Origin of the sequence: Dyella sp. BiH032 (assembly GCF_031954525.1) — a bacterium.
GTDB lineage: Bacteria > Pseudomonadota > Gammaproteobacteria > Xanthomonadales > Rhodanobacteraceae > Dyella_D.
The window spans coordinates 3,236,854-3,256,542 of sequence record NZ_CP134867.1; the positions used below are offsets into that span (position 1 = coordinate 3,236,854).

Annotated in this window: 15 protein-coding genes and 1 pseudogene; 10 read left to right on the forward strand and 6 right to left on the reverse strand. The window is 66.4% G+C overall.

The features are described from left to right. The first annotated feature begins 19 nt into the window (after positions 1–19). The 9 genes and pseudogenes from RKE25_RS14270 to RKE25_RS14310 all read left to right on the forward strand — a co-directional run bounded on the left by RKE25_RS14270 (position 20) and on the right by RKE25_RS14310 (position 8,479). Complete coding sequence (locus tag RKE25_RS14270; RefSeq protein WP_311838764.1) at positions 20–799, forward strand: helix-turn-helix domain-containing protein; 780 nt, start codon at positions 20–22, stop codon at positions 797–799. A gap of 678 nt (positions 800–1,477) precedes the next feature. Next, positions 1,478–2,921: pseudogene (gene ccoN / locus RKE25_RS14275) on the forward strand (cytochrome-c oxidase, cbb3-type subunit I). A 5-nt stretch (positions 2,922–2,926) separates the two neighbouring features. After that, positions 2,927–3,601 carry a cytochrome-c oxidase, cbb3-type subunit II gene (gene ccoO / locus RKE25_RS14280; protein ID WP_311842395.1) on the forward strand — a complete coding sequence of 225 codons (675 nt, stop codon included), beginning with the start codon at positions 2,927–2,929 and terminating at the stop codon, positions 3,599–3,601. Beyond that, positions 3,598–3,777 (forward strand): cbb3-type cytochrome c oxidase subunit 3, encoded by a 180-nt coding sequence (locus RKE25_RS14285; protein WP_311838766.1) that lies wholly within the window; start codon positions 3,598–3,600, stop codon positions 3,775–3,777. Before ccoO ends, RKE25_RS14285 begins: the two co-directional genes overlap by 4 nt. Next, the gene (ccoP, locus tag RKE25_RS14290; protein ID WP_311838767.1) at positions 3,774–4,697 is read left to right on the forward strand and encodes a cytochrome-c oxidase, cbb3-type subunit III; all 924 of its coding nucleotides are present in this window, start codon (positions 3,774–3,776) and stop codon (positions 4,695–4,697) included. The genes RKE25_RS14285 and ccoP overlap by 4 nt, the downstream gene beginning before the upstream one ends. Further along, complete coding sequence (locus RKE25_RS14295; protein WP_311838768.1) at positions 4,694–5,182, forward strand: hypothetical protein; 489 nt, start codon at positions 4,694–4,696, stop codon at positions 5,180–5,182. Before ccoP ends, RKE25_RS14295 begins: the two co-directional genes overlap by 4 nt. Next, complete coding sequence (locus RKE25_RS14300) at positions 5,179–7,587, forward strand: heavy metal translocating P-type ATPase (protein ID WP_311838769.1); 2,409 nt, start codon at positions 5,179–5,181, stop codon at positions 7,585–7,587. Before RKE25_RS14295 ends, RKE25_RS14300 begins: the two co-directional genes overlap by 4 nt. After that, complete coding sequence (ccoS, locus tag RKE25_RS14305; protein WP_311838770.1) at positions 7,584–7,763, forward strand: cbb3-type cytochrome oxidase assembly protein CcoS; 180 nt, start codon at positions 7,584–7,586, stop codon at positions 7,761–7,763. Before RKE25_RS14300 ends, ccoS begins: the two co-directional genes overlap by 4 nt. After that, the gene (locus RKE25_RS14310; protein WP_311838771.1) at positions 7,760–8,479 is read left to right on the forward strand and encodes a sulfite exporter TauE/SafE family protein; all 720 of its coding nucleotides are present in this window, start codon (positions 7,760–7,762) and stop codon (positions 8,477–8,479) included. Before ccoS ends, RKE25_RS14310 begins: the two co-directional genes overlap by 4 nt. Positions 8,480–9,503: 1,024 nt before the next feature. Here the strand turns inward: RKE25_RS14310 and RKE25_RS14315 are convergent. From RKE25_RS14315 to RKE25_RS14340, 6 genes are all read right to left on the reverse strand, one after another. Then, the gene (locus RKE25_RS14315; RefSeq protein WP_311842396.1) at positions 9,504–11,768 is read right to left on the reverse strand and encodes a heavy metal translocating P-type ATPase; all 2,265 of its coding nucleotides are present in this window, start codon (positions 11,766–11,768) and stop codon (positions 9,504–9,506) included. 338 nt (positions 11,769–12,106) lie between these two features. Then, on the reverse strand, positions 12,107–12,532 hold the full coding sequence (locus RKE25_RS14320) for a heavy metal-responsive transcriptional regulator (protein WP_311838772.1): 426 nt from the start codon (positions 12,530–12,532) through the stop codon (positions 12,107–12,109). Between the two features lie 265 nt (positions 12,533–12,797). After that, on the reverse strand, positions 12,798–14,753 hold the full coding sequence (locus RKE25_RS14325) for an acyl-CoA synthetase (RefSeq protein WP_311838773.1): 1,956 nt from the start codon (positions 14,751–14,753) through the stop codon (positions 12,798–12,800). Between the two features lie 2 nt (positions 14,754–14,755). Then, positions 14,756–15,709: a fumarylacetoacetate hydrolase family protein gene (locus RKE25_RS14330; RefSeq protein WP_311838774.1), complete on the reverse strand. Its 954-nt coding sequence runs from the start codon at positions 15,707–15,709 to the stop codon at positions 14,756–14,758. A 27-nt stretch (positions 15,710–15,736) separates the two neighbouring features. Next, positions 15,737–16,807 carry a VOC family protein gene (locus RKE25_RS14335; RefSeq protein WP_311838775.1) on the reverse strand — a complete coding sequence of 357 codons (1,071 nt, stop codon included), beginning with the start codon at positions 16,805–16,807 and terminating at the stop codon, positions 15,737–15,739. Next, entirely contained in the window at positions 16,804–18,495 is a 1,692-nt protein-coding gene (locus RKE25_RS14340) for a bifunctional 3-(3-hydroxy-phenyl)propionate/3-hydroxycinnamic acid hydroxylase (RefSeq protein ID WP_311838776.1), read from the reverse strand. The genes RKE25_RS14335 and RKE25_RS14340 overlap by 4 nt, the downstream gene beginning before the upstream one ends. 119 nt (positions 18,496–18,614) lie before the next feature. On the opposite strand from RKE25_RS14340, the gene RKE25_RS14345 reads away from it, so the two are divergent. Next, positions 18,615–19,367 carry a TetR family transcriptional regulator gene (locus RKE25_RS14345; RefSeq protein ID WP_311838777.1) on the forward strand — a complete coding sequence of 251 codons (753 nt, stop codon included), beginning with the start codon at positions 18,615–18,617 and terminating at the stop codon, positions 19,365–19,367. Positions 19,368–19,689: the final 322 nt, after the last annotated feature.

Sequence of the window (19,689 nt, forward strand, 5' to 3'; positions counted from 1 at the left end):
CGCCCCAGGGAGATCCGGCATGTCCGTCGCCTACGCCATCGAGAACGCCCCCCTCGAACACCGCGCCACCGGCCCCGCCTCGCCCCCGCGTTCCGCACGCCCGCCTATCGCCCCGGGCTGCGCCGGCTGCGCCCACGTCCCGGCCTGCCAGGCCGGCGGCTACGGCAAGGAAGAACTGGCCGGCCTGCGCTGCATCGTGGAGCGCGTGGGCATGCTGCGCGACGGCGAATACCTGTACCGCCCGCGCACCCCGTTCCGCGCGCTCTACGCCGTGCAGGCGGGCATGGCCAAGACGGTGACGGTGGACCGCGCCGGCCGCGAGCGCGTGCTGGCTTTCCATCTCCCCGGCGAATGGTTCGGCCTGGACGCGATCTGCCTGGGCTACCACGACAACGCCGCCATCGCCCTCGGCCGCGCCCGCTTTTGCCGCTTCCCCTTCGACACCCTGCGCACCCTCGCCACCCGCCAGCCCGAGATCCAGACGCACCTGCTCCACGCCATGAGCCGCCAGATCCACCAGCGCCAGCTCAGCGGCAGCGACTACTCCGCCGAGGAACGCATGGCCGCCTTCCTCATCGACCTGCTCGACCGCCGCGCCACGCTCGGCCTCGCCCCCGACCACCTCCCCCTCCCCATGTCCCGCGCCGACATCGGCAACCACCTGCACCTGGCCACGGAAACCGTGAGCCGGCTGTTGGCAAGATTTCGAGACGCCGGGTTGATCCGCATCGAGAGGCCTGGGTTGGAGGTGCTGGATGCGAAGGGGCTGCGGGTGATTGGGGAGTATTTGTTGCAGTAGCGGCGCCGTCGCGAGCACCCGCCCCTCATCCCGCCTTCTCCCCGGCGGGGAGAAGGAGAAGTGCGGTACCGAGGCGAAAACTAAACAAGAGCGAGCGAAGCGACGCTCCGTACAGCTCTTGATCTCCCGGGTTCCCTTCGCGGCGGTGAGGGCTGGACGATCAGGCCGCCAAAGGCGGGCGGGGACAGGACGTCCCCGCCTTTTCGATTCGGGCAAGGATGCCCGATCGAAAAGCCCGGCCAGCCCTCAACGCACCCGCAGCAGCGAAGGCTGCGGAGGGCGCCGCGCAGGGGGCCCTTCTTCTTGGTTACTTCTTCTTGGGCAAGCAAGAAGAAGTAACTCGCTCTCCGGCAGGAGAGCGAAACCCTCGCCCCGCGAGGGGCGAGACAAGACTGGCGACCACGTCGCGACAACCGAGCGAAACCGCCACTGGATGACTCGCTACGCTCGCCCCTTCGGAGCCACCCTCCGGTCGTTCTCCCCGCTACACAAACAAAAACGCCCCATCGAAATCACGGGCAAATCCTCACGCGCGCAACGCACACAACCCTCCAGCGACATAACGCCGCACACCCCCACCAACCGCGACAAACCGCCCACCCCAATTGACCAGCATCAATAACGCCCCCACCCCCACTCCTTACCCTGCGCGCCAACACCACGCAGGCACCGACGCCCATGGGCATCTCACCACCGGAACCACTGACCTATAACGACAAGGTCGTGCGCCAGTTCCTGGCCGCGGCCGTCTTCTGGGGCATCGTCGGCATGGCCGTCGGCTTGCTCGCCGCGGCCCAGCTCGCCTGGCCCGCCCTCAACTTCGACATCCCGTGGCTCACCTACAGCCGCATCCGCCCGCTGCACACCAATGGCGTGATCTTCGCCTTCGGCGGCAGTGCGCTGATGGCCTCGTGCTACTACGTGGTGCAGCGCACCTGCCACGCCCGCCTGTTCTCCGACAAGCTCGCCAGCTTCACCTTCTGGGGCTGGCAGGCGGTGCTGGTGGCGGCGGTGATCACGCTGCCGCTGGGCATCACCCAGAGCAAGGAATACGCCGAGCTGGAATGGCCGATCGACCTGCTGATCGCGGTGGTCTGGGTCGCCTTCGGCTGGAACTTCTTCGGCACCCTGGCGCGCCGCCGCATCCGCCACATCTACGTGGCCAACTGGTACTACGGCGCCTTCATCATCGCGGTGGGCCTGCTGCACATCGTCAACAACATCGCCATCCCGGTGTCGGCGACCAAGTCGTACATCGTGTACTCCGGCGCGGTCGATGCGATGGTGCAATGGTGGTACGGCCACAACGCGGTGGCGTTCTTCCTGACCGCCGGCTTCCTGGCGATGATGTACTACTTCGTGCCGCGCCAGGCCGACCGGCCGCTGTGGAGCTACCGCTTCTCCATCGTCAACTTCTGGGCGCTGATCTCCATGTACATGTGGGCGGGCTCGCACCACCTGCTGTACACGGCGCTGCCGGACTGGGTGCAGTCGGTGGGCATGATCTTCTCGCTGATCCTGCTGATGCCCAGCTGGGGTTCGGCCGCGAACGGCCTGATGACCTACAACGGTGTCTGGTACAAGCTCAAGACCGATCCCATCTCCAAGTTCATGGTGATGGCGCTGGTGTTCTACGCCGCGGCCACCTTCGAAGGTTCGATGATGGCGATCAAGAGCGTCAACGCGCTCTCCCACTACACCGACTGGACCATCGCCCACGTGCATTCGGGCGCGCTCGGCTGGGTGGCGATGATTACCATCGGCTCGCTCTATTCGATGGCCCCGCGCGTGCTCGGCCGCGAGGAAATGCATTCGGTGCGCGCCATCAACGTGCATTTCTGGATGCACGTCGGCGGCACCATCATGTACGTGTTCGCGATGTGGACCGCCGGCGTCACCGAAGGCGTGATGTGGCGCCAGACCCTGCCCAGCGGCTCGCTCGCCTACAGCTTCATGGACAGCCTGCGCGCCATCCAGCCGATGTACATCATCCGCGCGATGGGCGGCGCCATGATCGTCGCCGGCATGGGCGTGATGGCCTGGAACATGTGGCGCACCTGGGCTCCCGCGCGCGAGCGCGGCGTCGAACCCGTCGCCATCCCGCAGGGAGCCTGAGCCATGAGCGACATGCAGAATACCGGCTTCCGCCGCTACCGCTACTTCGAGTTCATCGAGACCCACGCCGGCCTGCTCGGCGTGCTGATCGCCCTGGCCGTCTCCTTCGGCGGCCTGGCCGAGATCATCCCGCTGTTCTTCCAGGCCCACGTGGTCAAGCCGCTGCCCGGCGTGGAACCGCGCGACCCGCTGCGCCTGGCCGGCTTCGACACTTATGTGCGCGAAGGCTGCTACGGCTGCCACTCGCAGATGATCCGCACGCTGCGCGCCGAGACCGAACGCTACGGCCACTACTCCGACGCGGGCGAGTCCGTGTACGACCACCCGCACCAGTGGGGCAGCAAGCGCACCGGCCCCGACCTGGGGCGCGTCGGCGGCAAGTACAGCGACGACTGGCAACGCCGGCACCTGGTCGACCCGCGCAGCGTGCCGGGCGGCAAGGACTCCAACATGCCCGGCTATCCCTGGCTGGCCGACCGACCGCTCGACGCCGCTGACGTGCAGGCCCGCATGAAGGTGCTGCGCCAGCTGGGCACGCCTTATACCGACGCCGACATCGCCGCCGCACCCGCCGCACTCAAGGGCAAGACCGAGATGGACGCCATCGTCGCCTACCTGCAAGGCCTGGGCACGGCCCTGCCCGCCGCCGGCGTGCACGCCGCCGTCCCCGCGGAGAACGCCCCATGACCGCCAGCTGGATCGGACATCTGTACGGCATCAGCATCCTGGTGCTGATGAGCCTGTTCCTCGGCATCTGGGCCTGGGCCTGGAGCCGCCACAACAAGAAGACCTTCGACGACGCCGCGCGCCTGCCGCTGGAGCACGACCGCGTCCTGCCGCGCACCGAGGAGAACGCCCGATGAGCCTGTTCTGGAGCATCTACGTCGGCGTGCTGATTACCAGCAACATCGGCCTGGCGATCTTCCTGTACTTCTACGGCACGCGGGTGAAGATCCCGATCGAGGGCGACGGCACCACCGGCCACGCCTGGGACGGCGGCAAGCTGCGCGAGTCCGTGCGCAGGCTGCCGCGCTGGTGGGCCATCATGTCGCTCGCTTCGCTGGCCGTGGCGATCGGATACCTGGTGCTGTTCCCCGGCTTCGGCAGCTACAAGGGCGTGCTGGGCTGGACGTCCGAACAGCAGGTGGCCGAAGCGCGCGAGGAGAACGCCAGGAAACTCGGCGAGCTGTTCGCCCGCTATCGCCAGTACCCGGTGGACCGCCTGTCGCAGGATCACGTCGCCCTGCAGTACGGCGATCGCCTGTTCCAGGACAACTGCGCCGCGTGCCACGGCACCAAGGCCGAAGGCGGTTATGGCTTCCCCGCGCTCACGGTGAACGGCGACGACGGCGACTTCGTGGTGGCCACGGCGATGAACGGCCGCGATGGCGTCATGCCCCCGTGGGGCGCGGTGCTGGGCGACCAGGGCGTGAACGAGGTGGCCAACTACGTGTTGCGACTGTCCGGCGCGCCGCACGATACGGCCCGCGCTCAGGCCGGCGAGACCCGCTTCAAGGAAACCTGCGTCGCCTGCCACGGCGCGGACGGCAAGGGCAACAAGGCCCTGGGCGCACCGGACCTCACCGACCGCAGCTGGATCTACGGCGGCGAGCTGGCCAGCGTCACGCAGAGCATCCGCGACGGCCGCAACGGCCACATGCCGGCCTGGAAGGACCGCCTGGGCGAGGATCAGGTGCGCATGATCGCCGCGTGGCTGCGCCACAACGCACTGCGCGATCGTGCCCAGCAGGCGGCGCCGGTGGCGGCCGCGGCGGCGCCATGAGCGCGGTCGCCGCGCGCGCCTTCCGCTGGTACCGCGAGCCGGTGGTATGGCTGGGCGCCGCGGTACTGGCGACCGCGATCGGCGGGTGCATTTCGCTGATACGCACGGCGTCGCGCCACGTCGACGCCGAACTGCCCGACCCCGTAGACCGCCGCGCACGCATGCAGGTGTCCGCGCAGCGGCTGTCCTCCGTGCTGCCTTCACGAGCACGGCTGGCGCGCGAAGACGGCCGCCTGATCATCCGCGCCGGCACGGCGGAGGCGGCGCCCGCCTCGCTGCAACTGCTGTTCTGGACCACCCGTGCGGAACACGACGTCACCGTGCAGCTGCGCCGCGAGCCCGATGGCAGTTATGCCGCCCCGCTTCCCGCACTGCCGCCGCTGGCCATGCACGTGCGCATCGATACACCACAGCGCGACGACGCCCTGATCGGCGAATGGCCGGCCGGCGCCGCTTTCGCCGATCTGCGCGAGCCGGCGCGATGAACGCCGCCTGCCACCACTGCCACGAACCGCTGCCGCAAGATGAGCCGATCCTCGCCCGCATCGGCGGCGAGACACGCGCATTCTGCTGCATCGGCTGCCGCGCCGCCGCCGAGTGGATCGAACAGCTCGGCCTGGGCGACTACTACCGCTTGCGCAGCGCACCAGCGCGCAAGGCCGACGACCTCGCCGAAAGCGGCGTCTGGCCGCGTCCCGAACTCGACCGCCACGTGGTCCGCCAGGTGGACGGCGCGCGCAGCGAAGTCTGCCTGCTGATCGAAGGCGTGCGCTGTGCCGCCTGCGTCTGGCTGATCGAGCGCAGCCTCGGCGCCCTGCCCGGCGTCGCCGACGTGCAGGTGAACGCCGCCGCGGCGCGCGCGCGCGTCGTATGGGACCCTGCGCAGACCACGCTGGCCGCGCTGCTCGACACGCTTTCCCGCACTGGCTACCGCGCGCTGCCGCTGGATGCGCGCGCGCTGGACGACGCGCGCCGCCGCGAAACGCGAGCCGCGCTCAAGCGCCTGGCCGTGGCCGGCTTCGGCTCCATGCAGGCCATGATGTACGGCGTCGCGCTCTACATCGGCGCATTCCAGGACATGGATGCCAGCACCCGCGACCTGCTGCGCTGGATCGGTTTCCTCGTTGCCACCCCGGTAGTGCTGTACGCGGCTGGCCCGTTCTTCGCCGGCGCCTGGCGCAACCTGCGCGCGCGCCGCCAGGGCATGGACGTGCCGGTGGCGCTGGCGGTCAGCCTGATCTACGCGGCAAGCCTTGCCGAAGCGCTGCGCGGCGGTGCGGAGGTGTACTTCGACTCGGTCAGCATGTTCGTGTTCTTCCTGCTGCTGGGCCGCTTCCTCGAAATGCGCGCGCGGCACCGTTCGGGCGACCTGGTCGACGCACTGGCGCGCCTCACGCCGGTATTCGCGGACCGCTGCCGCGCCGACGGTTCACTCGAACGCGTCGGTGCGGCCGAACTGCGGGTGGGCGATGTGGTGCACGTCGCGGAGGGCGGCAGCGTGCCGGCCGACGGCGTCCTGCTCGAAGGCGCCTGCCGCGTCGACGAATCGCTGCTCACCGGCGAATCCGCACCGGTCGCTCGCCATCCGGGCGATCTGCTGATCGCTGGCAGCGTGCTGCAAGGCGGCCCGGTGCGCCTGCGCGTGGAACGTATCGGCGCGGACACCGCGCTGGCCGGCATCGTCGCACTCGTCACCCGCGCGCAGACCGAACGCCCGCGCCTGGCCCTGGCCGGCGAACGCGCGGCGGCACGCTTCGTGGCGCGCGTGCTGGCGCTCACCGCTCTCACCGCGCTGGGCTGGAGCCTGCTCGATCCTTCGCGCGTGCTGACCGCCACGCTGGCCGTCCTGGTGGTGTCCTGCCCCTGCGCCTTCGCCCTGGCCGTGCCCGCCGCCATGACGCGCGCGCTGGCGGTGCTTGCGCGCCGTGGCGTGCTGGTGGCGCATCCCGACGCGGTCGAGAAGCTTGCCGAGGCGGACCACGTGGTGTTCGACAAGACCGGCACACTCACCATGCCCTACTTCCAGCAGCTGGCCGGCGACCGCGATGCGCTGCCGCTGGCCGCCGCGCTGGCGCGGGCCAGCAGTCATCCGCTGGCGCGGGCCATCGTGGAAGCGGCCGGCGACTTCGCCGCGCGACCGGTAGCGGAACGCATCGTCGCCTACGCGGGCCTCGGCGTGGAAGGCGCGATCGAGGGGCGCATCCTGCGCCTGGGCCGCGCCGACTTCGCTCTGCGCGGAACCGTGGCGGAAGGTGCGCTCGCCGACGCCGTGGTATTGGCCGATCGCCACGGCCTGCTCGCCACCTTCCATCCGCACGAACGGCTGCGCGAGGGCGCCGTGGCCTGCGTGCGCGAGCTGCAGGCGCAGGGCCTGGCGGTCGACGTGCTCAGCGGCGATGCGCCGCAGCGCGTGCGCAGCATCGCCTCGTCGGTGCGCGCCGGCGAATGGCATGCGCGACAGACACCCGCGGACAAGCTGGCCCACCTGCAATCGCTGCGCGCACGCGGCGCGCGCGTGATCGCCGTGGGCGACGGCATCAACGATGCCCCGATCCTGGCTGGCGCCGACGTCGCGGTGGCGATGGGCAACGGTACGCCGCTGGCCCAGGCCAGCAGCGACATCGTGCTCACCGGCGGCCGTCTGCAGGCGCTTCCCGAAGCGCGACGCCTCGCTCGGCAGACCTTGCGCATCCTGCGCCAGAACCATCGCTGGTCGCTCTGCTACAACCTGTGCGTGGTCCCCCCCGCCGCGCTCGGCCTGGTGCCGCCGTGGCTGGCGGCGATCGGCATGTCGGCCAGCTCGCTGCTGGTGGTGCTCAATGCGCTGCGCATCGGCCGCGAACGCGCGGAACCGGCAGTCGCACTCCCATTGCAGGAGGTACGCGCATGACCACCATGCTGATCCTCATCCCGCTGACCTTCCTGTTGCTGCTGGTCGCCGGCGCCGCGTTCTTCTGGGCGGTGAACCACGACCAGTTCGACGACATGGACAGCGCCAAGCTGCTGCCATTGACCGATCACGCCCGGGAAAGCGGACAAGACCCGCCTTCCACCGGCACGCCATGAGCCAGGGCCTCGGTCTGCTCGCCGCGCTGTGGCTGGGCCTGGCCGCATCCGGCCACTGCGTGCTGATGTGCGGCGGCATTTCCGGCGCGCTCGCGCTGGGCACGAAGCGCGGTGCGAACGGCCGCCCATCGCCGCATCTGCTGCTGGCCTACCAGTGCGGCCGCATCGGCGGCTACGCACTGGCGGGTTTGTTGTTCGGCTCGATCGGCGCCGGTCTGTACGTCCTGCTGGATCACGACGGCCTGCGCGCCGCCCTGCGCGTGCTCGCCGCCCTGGCGTTCGCCACCGCCGCCATGGCCCTGCTCGGCGGCCGCGGCTGGCTGGAGCGCGCCATCGGCGCGCGACTGTGGCAGCGCCTGGCGCCGAAGGCGCGCGCGCTGTTTCCGGTGAACACCGTGCCGCGCGCGCTGGGCGTGGGCCTGCTGTGGGGATGGATGCCGTGCGGCTTCGTCTACACGGTGCTGTTGCTGGCGCTGGCGAGTTTCGATCCGTGGCGCAGCGCGGCGAGCATGCTCGCGTTTGGGTTGGGGACGTTGCCGTCGATGTTGGCGGCTGGCGTTGGCAGCGGGGTGTTGTCGCGTTGGCTGGGGTGGGTGGGGTTTCGGCGTGCTGGGGCGGTGTTGTTGTTGGTGATGGCGGTTGGCACGGTGGCTGGGCCGTTGGTGGCGCGTTGGGGGATGCCTGTGTTGGGGAGGTGGTTGCCGTTTGATTGTTAGGGTGGTGGGGGTTGTTTTTTGGGTCGCACTAAGCAGTGGCTCCGGTGATCTGGCCGCTTATGCAGCGGGCATGTCGGACGCCTGCCGGCGCCCGAGTTACTTTCTCTTTGCTGGCCCAAAGAGAAAGTAACCAAAGAGAAATGGCCTCAAGTCAAAGGCTCGCGGCGGGGGATGGCAGGGCACGGTGTGTTTTCTTACTTTGCTGGACCGCGCGACTCGAAGGGACACTGAGGTGCGTGACGGGGACGTCGAGGCGCCGAAGCGGAGAGGACGGAGAGCGCAGTGTCCGCTCTTAATGTTCTGGCAATAGCACTACACTTCTCCTTCTCCCCGCCGGGGAGAAGGCGGGATGAGGGGCGGGTGCTCGCGGGGACGTGGCTAGAGCGGTGTGGGGTGTGAAGTTGAAGCAAGACTAGTTTTGCGAAACGGCTGACTGCAGCGAGATGAAAGGCGCTGGCGGCAAAGGACTTAGCTCGCTCGTACACCTAACAGTACCCGAGAGGAACGGCCCAACCCCTCGCTCCGTAGGACCCCTCACCCCGCCCTCTCCCCGGTGGGGAGAGGGAGAAGTGGGGTGCTATCGCCAGAGCAAAAACACGCTCACGCACCGCTCCCCGTCCTCTCCGCTTCGGCGCCTCGACGTCCCCTCCACGCATCTCAGTCCCACTTCGAGTCGCGCGGTCCTGCAAGGTAAGAAAACACACCGTGCTCTCCCCACCCCCGCCGCGAGCCTTTGATCTGAGGCCATTTCTCTTTGGTTACTTTCTCTCGAGGCCCCCCTTGAGGGGGTTGGGCCAGCAAAGAGAAAGTAACTCGGGCGCCGGCAGGCGTCCGACATGCCCGCTGCATAAGCGGCCAGGTCGCGAAAACCTAACCTTAGTGCCAACGCCACACCATCACCGCAAACCACCAACAACTAACCTCACACACCAGCAGAAATCCGTACCACCCACTACACAAACGGACAGATCACTAAACGCCACCCACCACTCACCCAACAACAAACAAAAACCACACCTCCAATTCACAACTTCACCCTATTCAACCTCAACGCATTACTCACCACCGACACCGACGACAAACTCATCGCCAATGCCGCGATCATCGGCGACAACGTCACCCCCAACCACGGATACAACACCCCCGCCGCCAACGGCACCCCCAACGCGTTGTAGATAAACGCGAAGAACAGATTCTGGTGGATGTTCGACACCGTCGCCTGCGACAAGGCGCGTGCGCGGAGGATGGCGGTGAGCTCGCCCTTCACCAGCGTGATCTGCGCGCTCTCCATCGCCACGTCCGTGCCGCTGCCCATTGCGATGCCGATATCGGCCGCAGCCAGAGCCGGCGCATCGTTGATGCCATCGCCCGCCATCGCCACGCGGCGGCCTTCGGCGCGCAGCGCGTTGACCACTGCCGCCTTGTCGGCCGGCGATACGTCTGCGTGCACCGCATCGATGTTCAGCGTCTTCGCCACCGCCTGCGCGGTCACCGCGTTGTCGCCGGTCAGCATCACGATGCGCAGGCCCGCTTCATGCAGCCCGGCGATCGCTTGCGGCGTGGTTTCCTTGATGCGGTCGGCCACCGCGAGCAAGCCCGCCAGCGCGCCGTCCACGGCGAGGAACATCACCGTCGCGCCTTCCTTGCGCATCGCATCGGCACGCGCCAGCGTCTCCGCGCCCACCGCGATGCCGAGCGTCTCGAACAGGCGCGCGTTGCCCAGCGCCGCCTCGCGGCCCGCCACCCTGCCCTGCACGCCGCCGCCCGTCAGCGTGCGGAAATCACTGACTTCCGGCGTCTTCACGCCGCGCGCTTCCGCGCCGGCCAGGATCGCGCGGGCCAGCGGGTGCTCGCTGGGCCGCTCCAGCGCGGCCGCGACGGCGAGCAGCTGATCCCACGGCATCGCGCCGACGCTCACCACGTCCTTCAACGCCGGCTTGCCTTCGGTCAGCGTGCCGGTCTTGTCTACCACCAGCGTGTCGACCTCGCGCAGCGATTCGATCGCCGCGGCATCCTTGAACAGCACGCCGTAGTGCGCGCCGCGTCCGCTGGCGACCATGATCGAGATCGGCGTAGCCAGGCCCAGCGCACAGGGACAGGCGATGATCAGCACGGACACCAGCGCGATCAGCGCATGCGCCAGCCGCGGATCCGGTCCCCACACCGCCCAGGCAACGAAGGCCAGCACGGCGACCGCCACCACCGCCGGCACGAACCACGCGGCCACGCGATCGGCCACGCGCTGCAGTGGCGCCTTGCTGCGCTGAGCCTGTGCCACCAGCGCGACGATCTGCGACAGCATGGTTTCGGCGCCGACTCGTTCCGCGCGCATCGTCAACGCACCGTCCTGGTTCACCGTGCCGCCGGTGATGCGGTCGTCCTTGCCCTTGCCGACCGGCAGCGGCTCGCCCGTGAGCATGGATTCATCGACATGGCTCGCGCCGTCGATCACCACGCCATCCACCGGCACTTTCTCGCCGGGGCGCACGCGCAGTACGTCGCCAGCGCGCACCTCGTCCAGGGGCACGTCATGTTCGCTGCCGTCGCCATTCACGCGGCGCGCGGTCTTCGGCGCCAGGCCGAGCAACGCCTTCAAAGCAGCGCCGGTGCGGCGGCGCGCGCGCAGTTCGAGGAAATCGCCCAGCATGACCAGGGTGACGATCACCGCGGCGGATTCGAAATACACCCCCACCTGCCCGTGCTCGTCACGGAAACCCGCGGGGAACGCCTGCGGCAGGAAGAAGGCCACCATGCTGTACAGCCAGGCCACGCCGGTGCCCAGCGCGATCAGCGTGTACATGTTGGGCGACCACGGCTTCAGCGAACGCCAGCCGCGCACGAAGAACGAGGCACCGCCCCACAGCACGACCACGGTCGAGAACACCGCTTCGGTCCATGCGGCGATGCGATCCCACGGCGCGGGCAGATGCCAACCGAACAGATGCGGCCCCATCGCCGCGAGCAGCGCGGGCACCGTGAGCGCCACCAGGGTCCAGAAACGGCGCGACATGTGCCGCAGCTCGCCGCCATCGTCCTCGTCCAGGGTCGGCATCATCGGCTCCAGCGCCATGCCGCACTTGGGGCAGTCGCCGGGGCCGACCTGTTGCACTTCCGGATGCATCGGGCAGGTGTAGATGGTGCCCGGCGGCGCGGCGACAGGTTGGGGGCGTTCGCCCAGGTAGCTCGACGGATCGGCTACGAATTTCTCGCGGCAGCGCGCCGCGCAGAAATAATAGGTATGCCCTTCGAACTCCGCGCGCTGCTTCGCCGTATGCGGATCGACCGTCATCCCGCAGACGGGATCCTTCACGCCGTGCTGGGCGTGCGCATGGTGGTCGTGGTCATGGCCGTGATCGTGGCTATCGCCATGCACCTGCCCATGAGCTGCCGGCGCGGCGGGCGTGCCGTGCGCAGCGTGATCGTGCCCCGCGTGATCCTTGGCCTTCCCGCCGCAGCAGCCCGCCGATGTTTCGGCGGTCGTCGCCGGCTTGGCGCAGCAGGATTCCTCGCCATGCCGCTCATGCCCCGACGCATGCCCTTCACGCCCTTTCGCCTCCGATGAGCAGCAGGAGGGCGGGGTTTCCGTAGCCTTCTCGCGCGAGCCGCAGTCGTTGTGTTCCTGACCGCTCATGCCTGGCCCTCCTCGTCCGTGAGCGCCCGCAGGATCGGGCATTGGTCCGGCGAACCATGGCCGGGGCAGGCGTCGATCAATTCCTCCAGTCCGTTGCGCACGCGGGTAAGCTCGGCAATGCGCGCGTCGATCGCGGCCAGGCGCTCCTGCGCCCGCTGCTTCACCGCCTTCACGCCGCGGTGCCGGTCGGCGGACAGCGCCAGCAGGTCGCGGATTTCCTCGAGGGTAAAGCCCAGGTCTTTGGCGCGGCGGATGAACCGCAGCTGCCGCACCGCACCCTCGTCGTAGCTGCGATAGCCCGACGCCCGGCGCACCGGCTCGGGCAGCAGCCCTTCGCGCTCATAAAAACGGATCGTGTCGATCCCCACGCCGACGCGCTTGGCGACGGCACCGATGGTCAGGGAAGAAGTGTTCGTGTTCATGAGGGTAAGTCTAGACCTTTGATCAAGGTCCAGAGTCAACCCTTTCCCCGACCGGTCCTGTCGAGGTCCTTAACCCTGGCGCTCAAGCCCATTACCTTGGCACGGGCCCTTAACGATGACGTTTTCTGGCTAGCCCAAGTACGGCACTACCCCCGATAACACCGGCCCATCGCCCCCAGGCTTCCTGAGCCGAGAAAGCTGCTTGGCGCCATAGTCGGCTCGGCTATTAATCGGCCTTACTTGCGGTCTAGTCATTTATGACACCTCACGCCACACCTCGCGGGCAGACGTGAATGGGAAACGGATACCGTCCCAGTGCTTCCTTGGCCGAGATGGCTTGGTGCGGATGCACCAGCCCCACGTCTACCGACAAGCCCTCGCCACCTTCACCCTCGCGCAACTGAAGAAATTCGATAGCGATGTGCGCATCGGCCAGGGCCTCGCTGAGTACGCTCTCGATCTGCAGCCGCTTCAGGGCAGGCTTATGGATCTTGCCCACCGCCGTCAGCGGCATGTCGTCGGTGAAGAAGATCGCTTTCGGCGTGGCAGCGCGTTCGCCAACATGCTTGCTCACGTGAGCGAGCAACTCCTCCGCCGTGGCCTGATGCCCACGCTTGAGCTGGACATAGGCCACCGGTACCTCGCCTGCATAAGCGTCAGGCCTGCCGACAGCAGCCGCCAATTGCACGGCTGGATGGTCATAGAGGGGCTGCTCGATACACGACGGATCGATATTGTGTCCGCCGCGGATGATCAGTTCCTTGGTGCGGCCGGTCAGCCAGAAATATCCTTGCGCATCACGGTATGCAAGGTCGCCCGTATGCAGCCAGCGCTTGCCGTCGCCCAGGTTCAACCAGAGACCTTCGCTTTGCTGGCTGCCCATGTAGCCGGCAAAGACATTCGGGCCGCTGATGGCCAGAACGCCGGACTCGCCCACGAGAGCTTCTCGCAGGTAGTTGCCGTCCCTGCCGAGCTGCACGATTCGCATGTCCTGGCCGGGCACCCTCAAGCCGACCGAGCCCGCCCTGCGCTCTCCCAGTGGCGGATTGACGCTGCTGACGCAGGTGCCCTCGGTAAGTCCGTAGCCCTCAAGAATCTTGATGCCTGTTTCGTCCTGAAAACGATTCATAAGTTCGCGCGGCATGGGGGCTGCTCCGCACAGGCCATACTCGAGCGAGTCCAGGCAATACTGCTTGCGCGGCACCCCAAGCAGTGCACCATAGAGGGTCGGCACCGCGCTGAAGAAATGGATGCGGTGGCGTTCCACCATGGCCCAGAAGTTCTCGATGACGCCCTTGCCCCGGTAGCCTTGCGGCGTACCGAGCAGCACGTGCGCTCCCTTGGAAAAAGGAAGCAGGCCAGTCACCAGTACGCCATTGACGTGAAACAGTGGCAAGCCGCAGAAGACATTTTTTCCCGGCCCGATGCCTTGGCCGAGGAATTGCGCAACGCTCCATGCATTGGCGACTTCGTTGCGATGACGCCGCATGGCGATCTTGGGCGTGCCGGTGGTGCCGCCGGTGCAAAAGAAGGATGAGAAATCCTCCGGATCGAAGCGTCGGCCACTGAGCAGCCGGTCAGCTGGCTGCCGGCGCGCACATCGTCCAAAATCGTGGATCGCGTAGGTTCTGGTGGGCTCCGTTGTGCTCGTATCGCGCGAACGCCACCTTTCGCGCAGGCGCATCAACCGGACCGCTACGCCTTTGATACCGCGAACCCGGTCGGCAAGGTCCACCAGCACGACGTGACGCAAGCTAGTCACCGTGTGCAGCACAGGCTGAAGCTTTTGCCAGATATCGGTACCCGGAAACGGAGCCAGAGTGATCAGGATGCTGGCCTTGGCGGCATCGAGCAGCTTGGCGATCGCCTGCGGCTTCAGCAATGGATTGATGGCCAGGGTAATGCCCGCCGCCTGCCCGCCCCAGATCACGAAGTGCGTTTCCGGCAGGTTGGGCAGCACAAAGGCGATCACGCTGTCTTTATTGGCGCCAAGGTTGTGGAAGAAATTGGCGGTGCGGTTGATCTGGGCGAAGAATGCCTGATAGTTCCAGCTTTCCGGGCGAGCGTGATCTTCCGCGCGCAGGAAGAACGACAGTGCCGGCGCCTGGGGATGGCGCGCAGCGGCCTCGCGCAGCATGTCGTAAGTGCTGGCCGGGAGATTCTGCATCTCCCCTTGCGCCTCGATCGCCTCGACGTCGGCGTTATTGGCAATGCCGCGCATGTCTAGCTCCCCTGGACCACGCGGTTGCGCTGCACACCGAGATCGATGAGCCCGTTCGAGCTACGGATGCGTGCCTCCACGGTGTCTCCCGGCTTGAGGTATTGCGTACGCCGCGCCTGGATTTTCATGAACATGGCCCATTTCCTCTGCTCGGGCAGCAGCCCGGCCAGCCGTTGTTTTGCCGGGGAAGGCACCGACAGCGCGCAGCCCGACGGCGTGCCGGTTGCCAACAGGTCGCCGGCGTACAGGTCATGCACCTGGGAAAGCTCGGTCAACGTCTCCGCTGGCCCGAACACCAGATTGCCGGTGTTGTCGTTCTGGCGAACCTCGCCATTCACCGATAGCGTGAGTTGCAGATCGCCCAGCAGCGCCATGTCGCTCTCGTCAAGCAGGCACAGATAAGGACCGACGGGACCAAATCCGCGATAGCTCTTGCCCTTATAGAACTGCATTTGGGGAATCTGGATGTCCCGGGCCGAGTAATCGTTGACGATCGCCAGGCCGGCCACGTATTCATGCAAGTTGTGCGCGGAGATAGTCACCGGTGCGGTGATGTCGCGTTTCAGCACCAGGCCAAGCTCGATCTCATAATCGAGGAAGCGCACCTGCTTCGGCCGAACCACGTCCGCATTGGCGGATGCGATACAGCTCGAAGCCTTGGTAAAGATCATGTTGAAGGCTTTCGCGTCCGGATCGATGCCCGACTCGATCATGTGCTGCCGATAGTTCGCCCCTTGGCAGATGAATTGCTGATTACTGGTGACGGGCGACAGCAGCTCCAGTTCGGATTCCAGAAGCCGCGGACCGCGAAGCTCCGCCAAGTCCTCCATCGTATTCATGCGGAGAAAATCCGCCGTGGTGGCAAATTCGCCCGGGACCGGGACCACGCGGCCGTTACGGACGACACCCCATTGGGGGCGGTCGCCATATTTGAAATGCATGACGTTCAAAGGCATGGGGGTTATCCAGAGCGAGGGAAAGTGCTAGCCGAAGATCTTCGCGAGCATGCGTAGCTTCGCGAAGGTCAAATCAGGACTTCGGCGCAGGTGACGGACCACCTGTACCAGGGTCGACAACTTCAGCTTGGGCCGGGTGAAGCTCGATGGCATGGTCTGCCCCCATTGCGACATCGCTTCCCGGCTTACGGCGTGAACGCCCATGGGTACGGCATCGGTGAACAGGTCACCGTCGCAATAGTGCTCGTGCTTATCCCCCCAAGGGTCCTGCCAGTAGTCGAAGATTTGACTGCCGAGGATGTGCCGACCGATACCCCACGCGTGCCTCCAGCCACGCTCTCTGAGCGCGCGCTGCCCCATGCCTACGGCGTCGGTATCGATGACTTCGTAGGCGCTGTGGCTATACATCGGGGCGAAGCCCTGGGCCAAGGCCAAGGTGTGGTGATCCGCCGGCTGGTCGCCCAGGTCGAGTCGCATGAAGGTGACGGCGGGAGAGCCGTCCGGCAGCACCTGGACGTCGCTGGGAATGAAGCCGAAGTGTTGCGTGTACCACGCGCAGGTGGCTTGAAAATCGGCGAGCTCGAGCACCACGTGCCCCAGCCGGAGCACTTCGGGGGCTTTGGCTGCGGGCCGTTGGGTTCGATCGATGCGGGGCGTTGCATGCGCGGAATTGATCGGCAAGGGAGCGCGATGCGATAACACTTCGACCGGCAGTTGTCCTTGCACGACGTCCACCTGGAATCCGGACGGGTCGCGCAGGCGAACCCGCCATCCGCCACCCGGCCAATCCAAGGACTCGACGGTGGAGGCGCCGGGCAAGCGCGCTAAAACGTCCAGATCCTCGCGGTGCCTCACGCGCAGGCCGAAACCGACGAACTTCGGCTTTGGCGCCTTTCGCACCACATAGCAGAACGGAGATGTGTCGGCAGCGCGGAGAAAAAGCAGGTCATTGTCACGCCCGACCGTATGCAGGCCGAAATCGAACAGAAACCGTTCCGCCTCTTCCAGATCCGGACGATCGAACATGACATAGGCAAGCGCGATCGCCTTGACGGTCGGATGGGCATGCCGGGCGGGCTGGGCAGTAGTCAGCTTCATGGCGTGGGCATCTCGCGTGAATGACATTCGGTAGTCGCGACTTCAGACTCGCCGGCCGTCGTCTCCAGCAGGGCAAGGCTTTCGCGGACAAGTTGATTCACCGTGGCGAGGGGGCCGTCATGAAGAATGGTTCGGTCTGGCCGCACCATGACGACCCATCCGATAGGCGCAGTACCTGGCAGGAACACTCCCTCCAGGTCTTCCCATACGCGGTCGAAGGGCGCCTTGACCTGCTGTCCGCGATGCGCCAGGTGCACGATCTTTCCGCCTGCCGCCAGGAATCGATCGCGTAAACCGGTGTCGAGCGAAGGGTGGGGGTCGCAACCGAAGCCGATCAGTGCGAGCGAATCGCCGAAAGCGTTGTCGCTGAGCGTGATTTCGCCCTTGGCGCTGCGGACATAGCCTTGCCGCAGCAAGCTCCCGCGGACCAGCCTCGCCCCGGAGCGTCCCCTGACGAAGAGGCCCTCGGCGAAGAGGTTCTTGGGCTTGATGCCGAGCTCTTCGAAATATCTGCGCAGCGGCGGAATCCACCTTATCGCGCGCATGATTCCGTGAGTCAGCAGGGCGACCGCGGCACTGCGCGGCATGACCAGCCGCCCTGCGAATTTGGCCATGTTGATCATGGCGCGCGCATGCGGGCGCCGTTCCTGATCGTAACTTTTCAAAATCGAGGCGCCGGCTCGGCCATGCACCACCCACGCGAGCTTCCAGCCGAGATTCGCGGCATCACGCAATCCCGAGACCAGCCCCTGGCCGACAAACGGCGGCGTGATGTGCGCGGCATCGCCCACCAGGAAAACCTGCCCCCTGCTGAAAGCGTCGGCCGCGCGGGCATGGAACCGGTAGACCGCCCTTCGCTCGATGTCCATGTCATCAGCGATGCCCCAGGGCGCCAGCAGATCGCGGATACAGGCATCGGATTCCATCTGCTCACGGGTCTCGCCCGGCCGCAGCATGAACTCCCAGCGCTCACGCCCGCCGGGAGCCATCATGTGCGGCGTCGGCCGACGGTGGTCGCAAAGGAACTCCACATGATCGATGGGCCGCGCAACCCGGCGGGCATCCACGACCAGCCAGTCTTCCGCATATGTCTTGCCGTCGAAGTGCTGGCCGATGAGCTCGCGGACGCGCGACGAGGCGCCGTCTGCGCCGATCAGGTAACGCGCGCGGCATTCCGTGTCGCGTCCGGGTCCTTCCGAGATCTGCGCCACCACGCCATCCGCGTGCTCGGTAAAGCCGGTCAGCGTCGCCCCCAGGCTCAGCTGCACGCTCTCGTGCACCCTTAGCTTGTCGCGCAAAGCGCGCTCAAGATCCGGTTGATAAAAGGTCACGAGCTTGGGATGGCCATCCAGGCCGCCGAGCGTATTGATGCGCGCGAACTCGCGCAGCCAGGGGGAACGCATGCGGACATGCGGAATGCCGACCTTATCGAAATCGCCTTCCTCCAGGCCCACCCACTGCAGGATGCGCAACGCCTCGTTGTCCAGGGCGATTGCCCGCGGCGCCGCCAGGATCTCGGCGTTTCGCTCGACCACGACAACGCGTACGCCCAGGCGTCCCAGCAAATTGGCTAACGCAGCACCCACGGGTCCTAGGCCGACGATCAAAACATCCGTCTCGCGATTCGCCCTGCTTGCGGGGGGCGTCCCACTCACGGTGGGCCCATATTCGTTATAGCAAAGCGCCATCGCGCACACCCTCGCCGGACCGTTCCGGGCCTTGTGATGCGATGCTCCATCATAACTGATAGTTTTGTCAATTATGACAATGAGAGCTAAGATGTGCTCGTATTCAGACTTGAGCTGCCATGGCCGCCGCCCCGAAACGCCCAAAAACCTCGACCACGCCCCCTACAAATCCCGCCGCCACAGAGCGGGAGCCACGCGGGGCGCGCCGCAAGCGGGAGACGCGGCAGCGATTGATGGAGGCGGCCCTGGCGCTGATGGCCCACAAGGGCATGGAGGGCGTGGCGATCAACGAAATCACCGAAGCCGCCGACGTAGGCTTCGGGTCGTTCTATAACCACTTCGAATCGAAGGAAGCGATTCATGCCGCCCTGATCGACTGGGCCTTCGAGAGCTTCGCCGACGCGCTCGACCAGCTGGGTCGGCATATCTCCGATCCAGCCGAAGTGCTGTCCCTATCGATGCGATACGCCATGCTCCGAGCGCAAAGAGAGCCCCTATGGGGGCAATTCCTCATCAAGGAGGCGCTCTCGATCCGCGTCCTTACCCGTGGACTGGGTCAGCGGCTGCTGCGCGACATCCAGCGGGGCATCGAGGCGAAGCGATTTCGCGGCGACGATCCACTCATGAGCTTCACGGTCGCAGGCGGCATCGTGCTTGCATCCTTGTCGGTCTACCTGCACCTGACGCCATCGAACGCATTGCCTGCCACGCCCCTCCCTCTCCCTTCCTTCAATGCGGATCATTTGCCGGAACGGGCGGCGACCGAGCTGCTGCTGGCACTTGGGCTTTCGAGATCGGAGGCCGAGGAGATCGCCCGCCGCCCGCTTCCTCCGATGAATGACTCCTCTTTGGCGGCGCGAACGGAACCATAAGCAAGTCCGTGCCTATCCAAACGATGGAGCTACACAGTCGAATCCGCGAGCTAGTCGCCTGGGCTTGAACCATCATCGGCCGCATGCACGGCAAAGCGAACTTCACTTCGCGAACGTCGTCCTGCGTCGATAACGCGTCGGCTCTTCGAAGAGGTCCGCCGTGTCGCTATCGATGGAAGAAACAGACAGAGACGTCGACGTCTTAGGTACGGAACCGCAGTGCTCCGTGTGATGATCGAAATCCATCCGATCCTCTCTCCGGCGCGGAACGCATCCTTGTCATTCCCCGTAAATCGGAACGCAAAAATAACATCCGACTCGA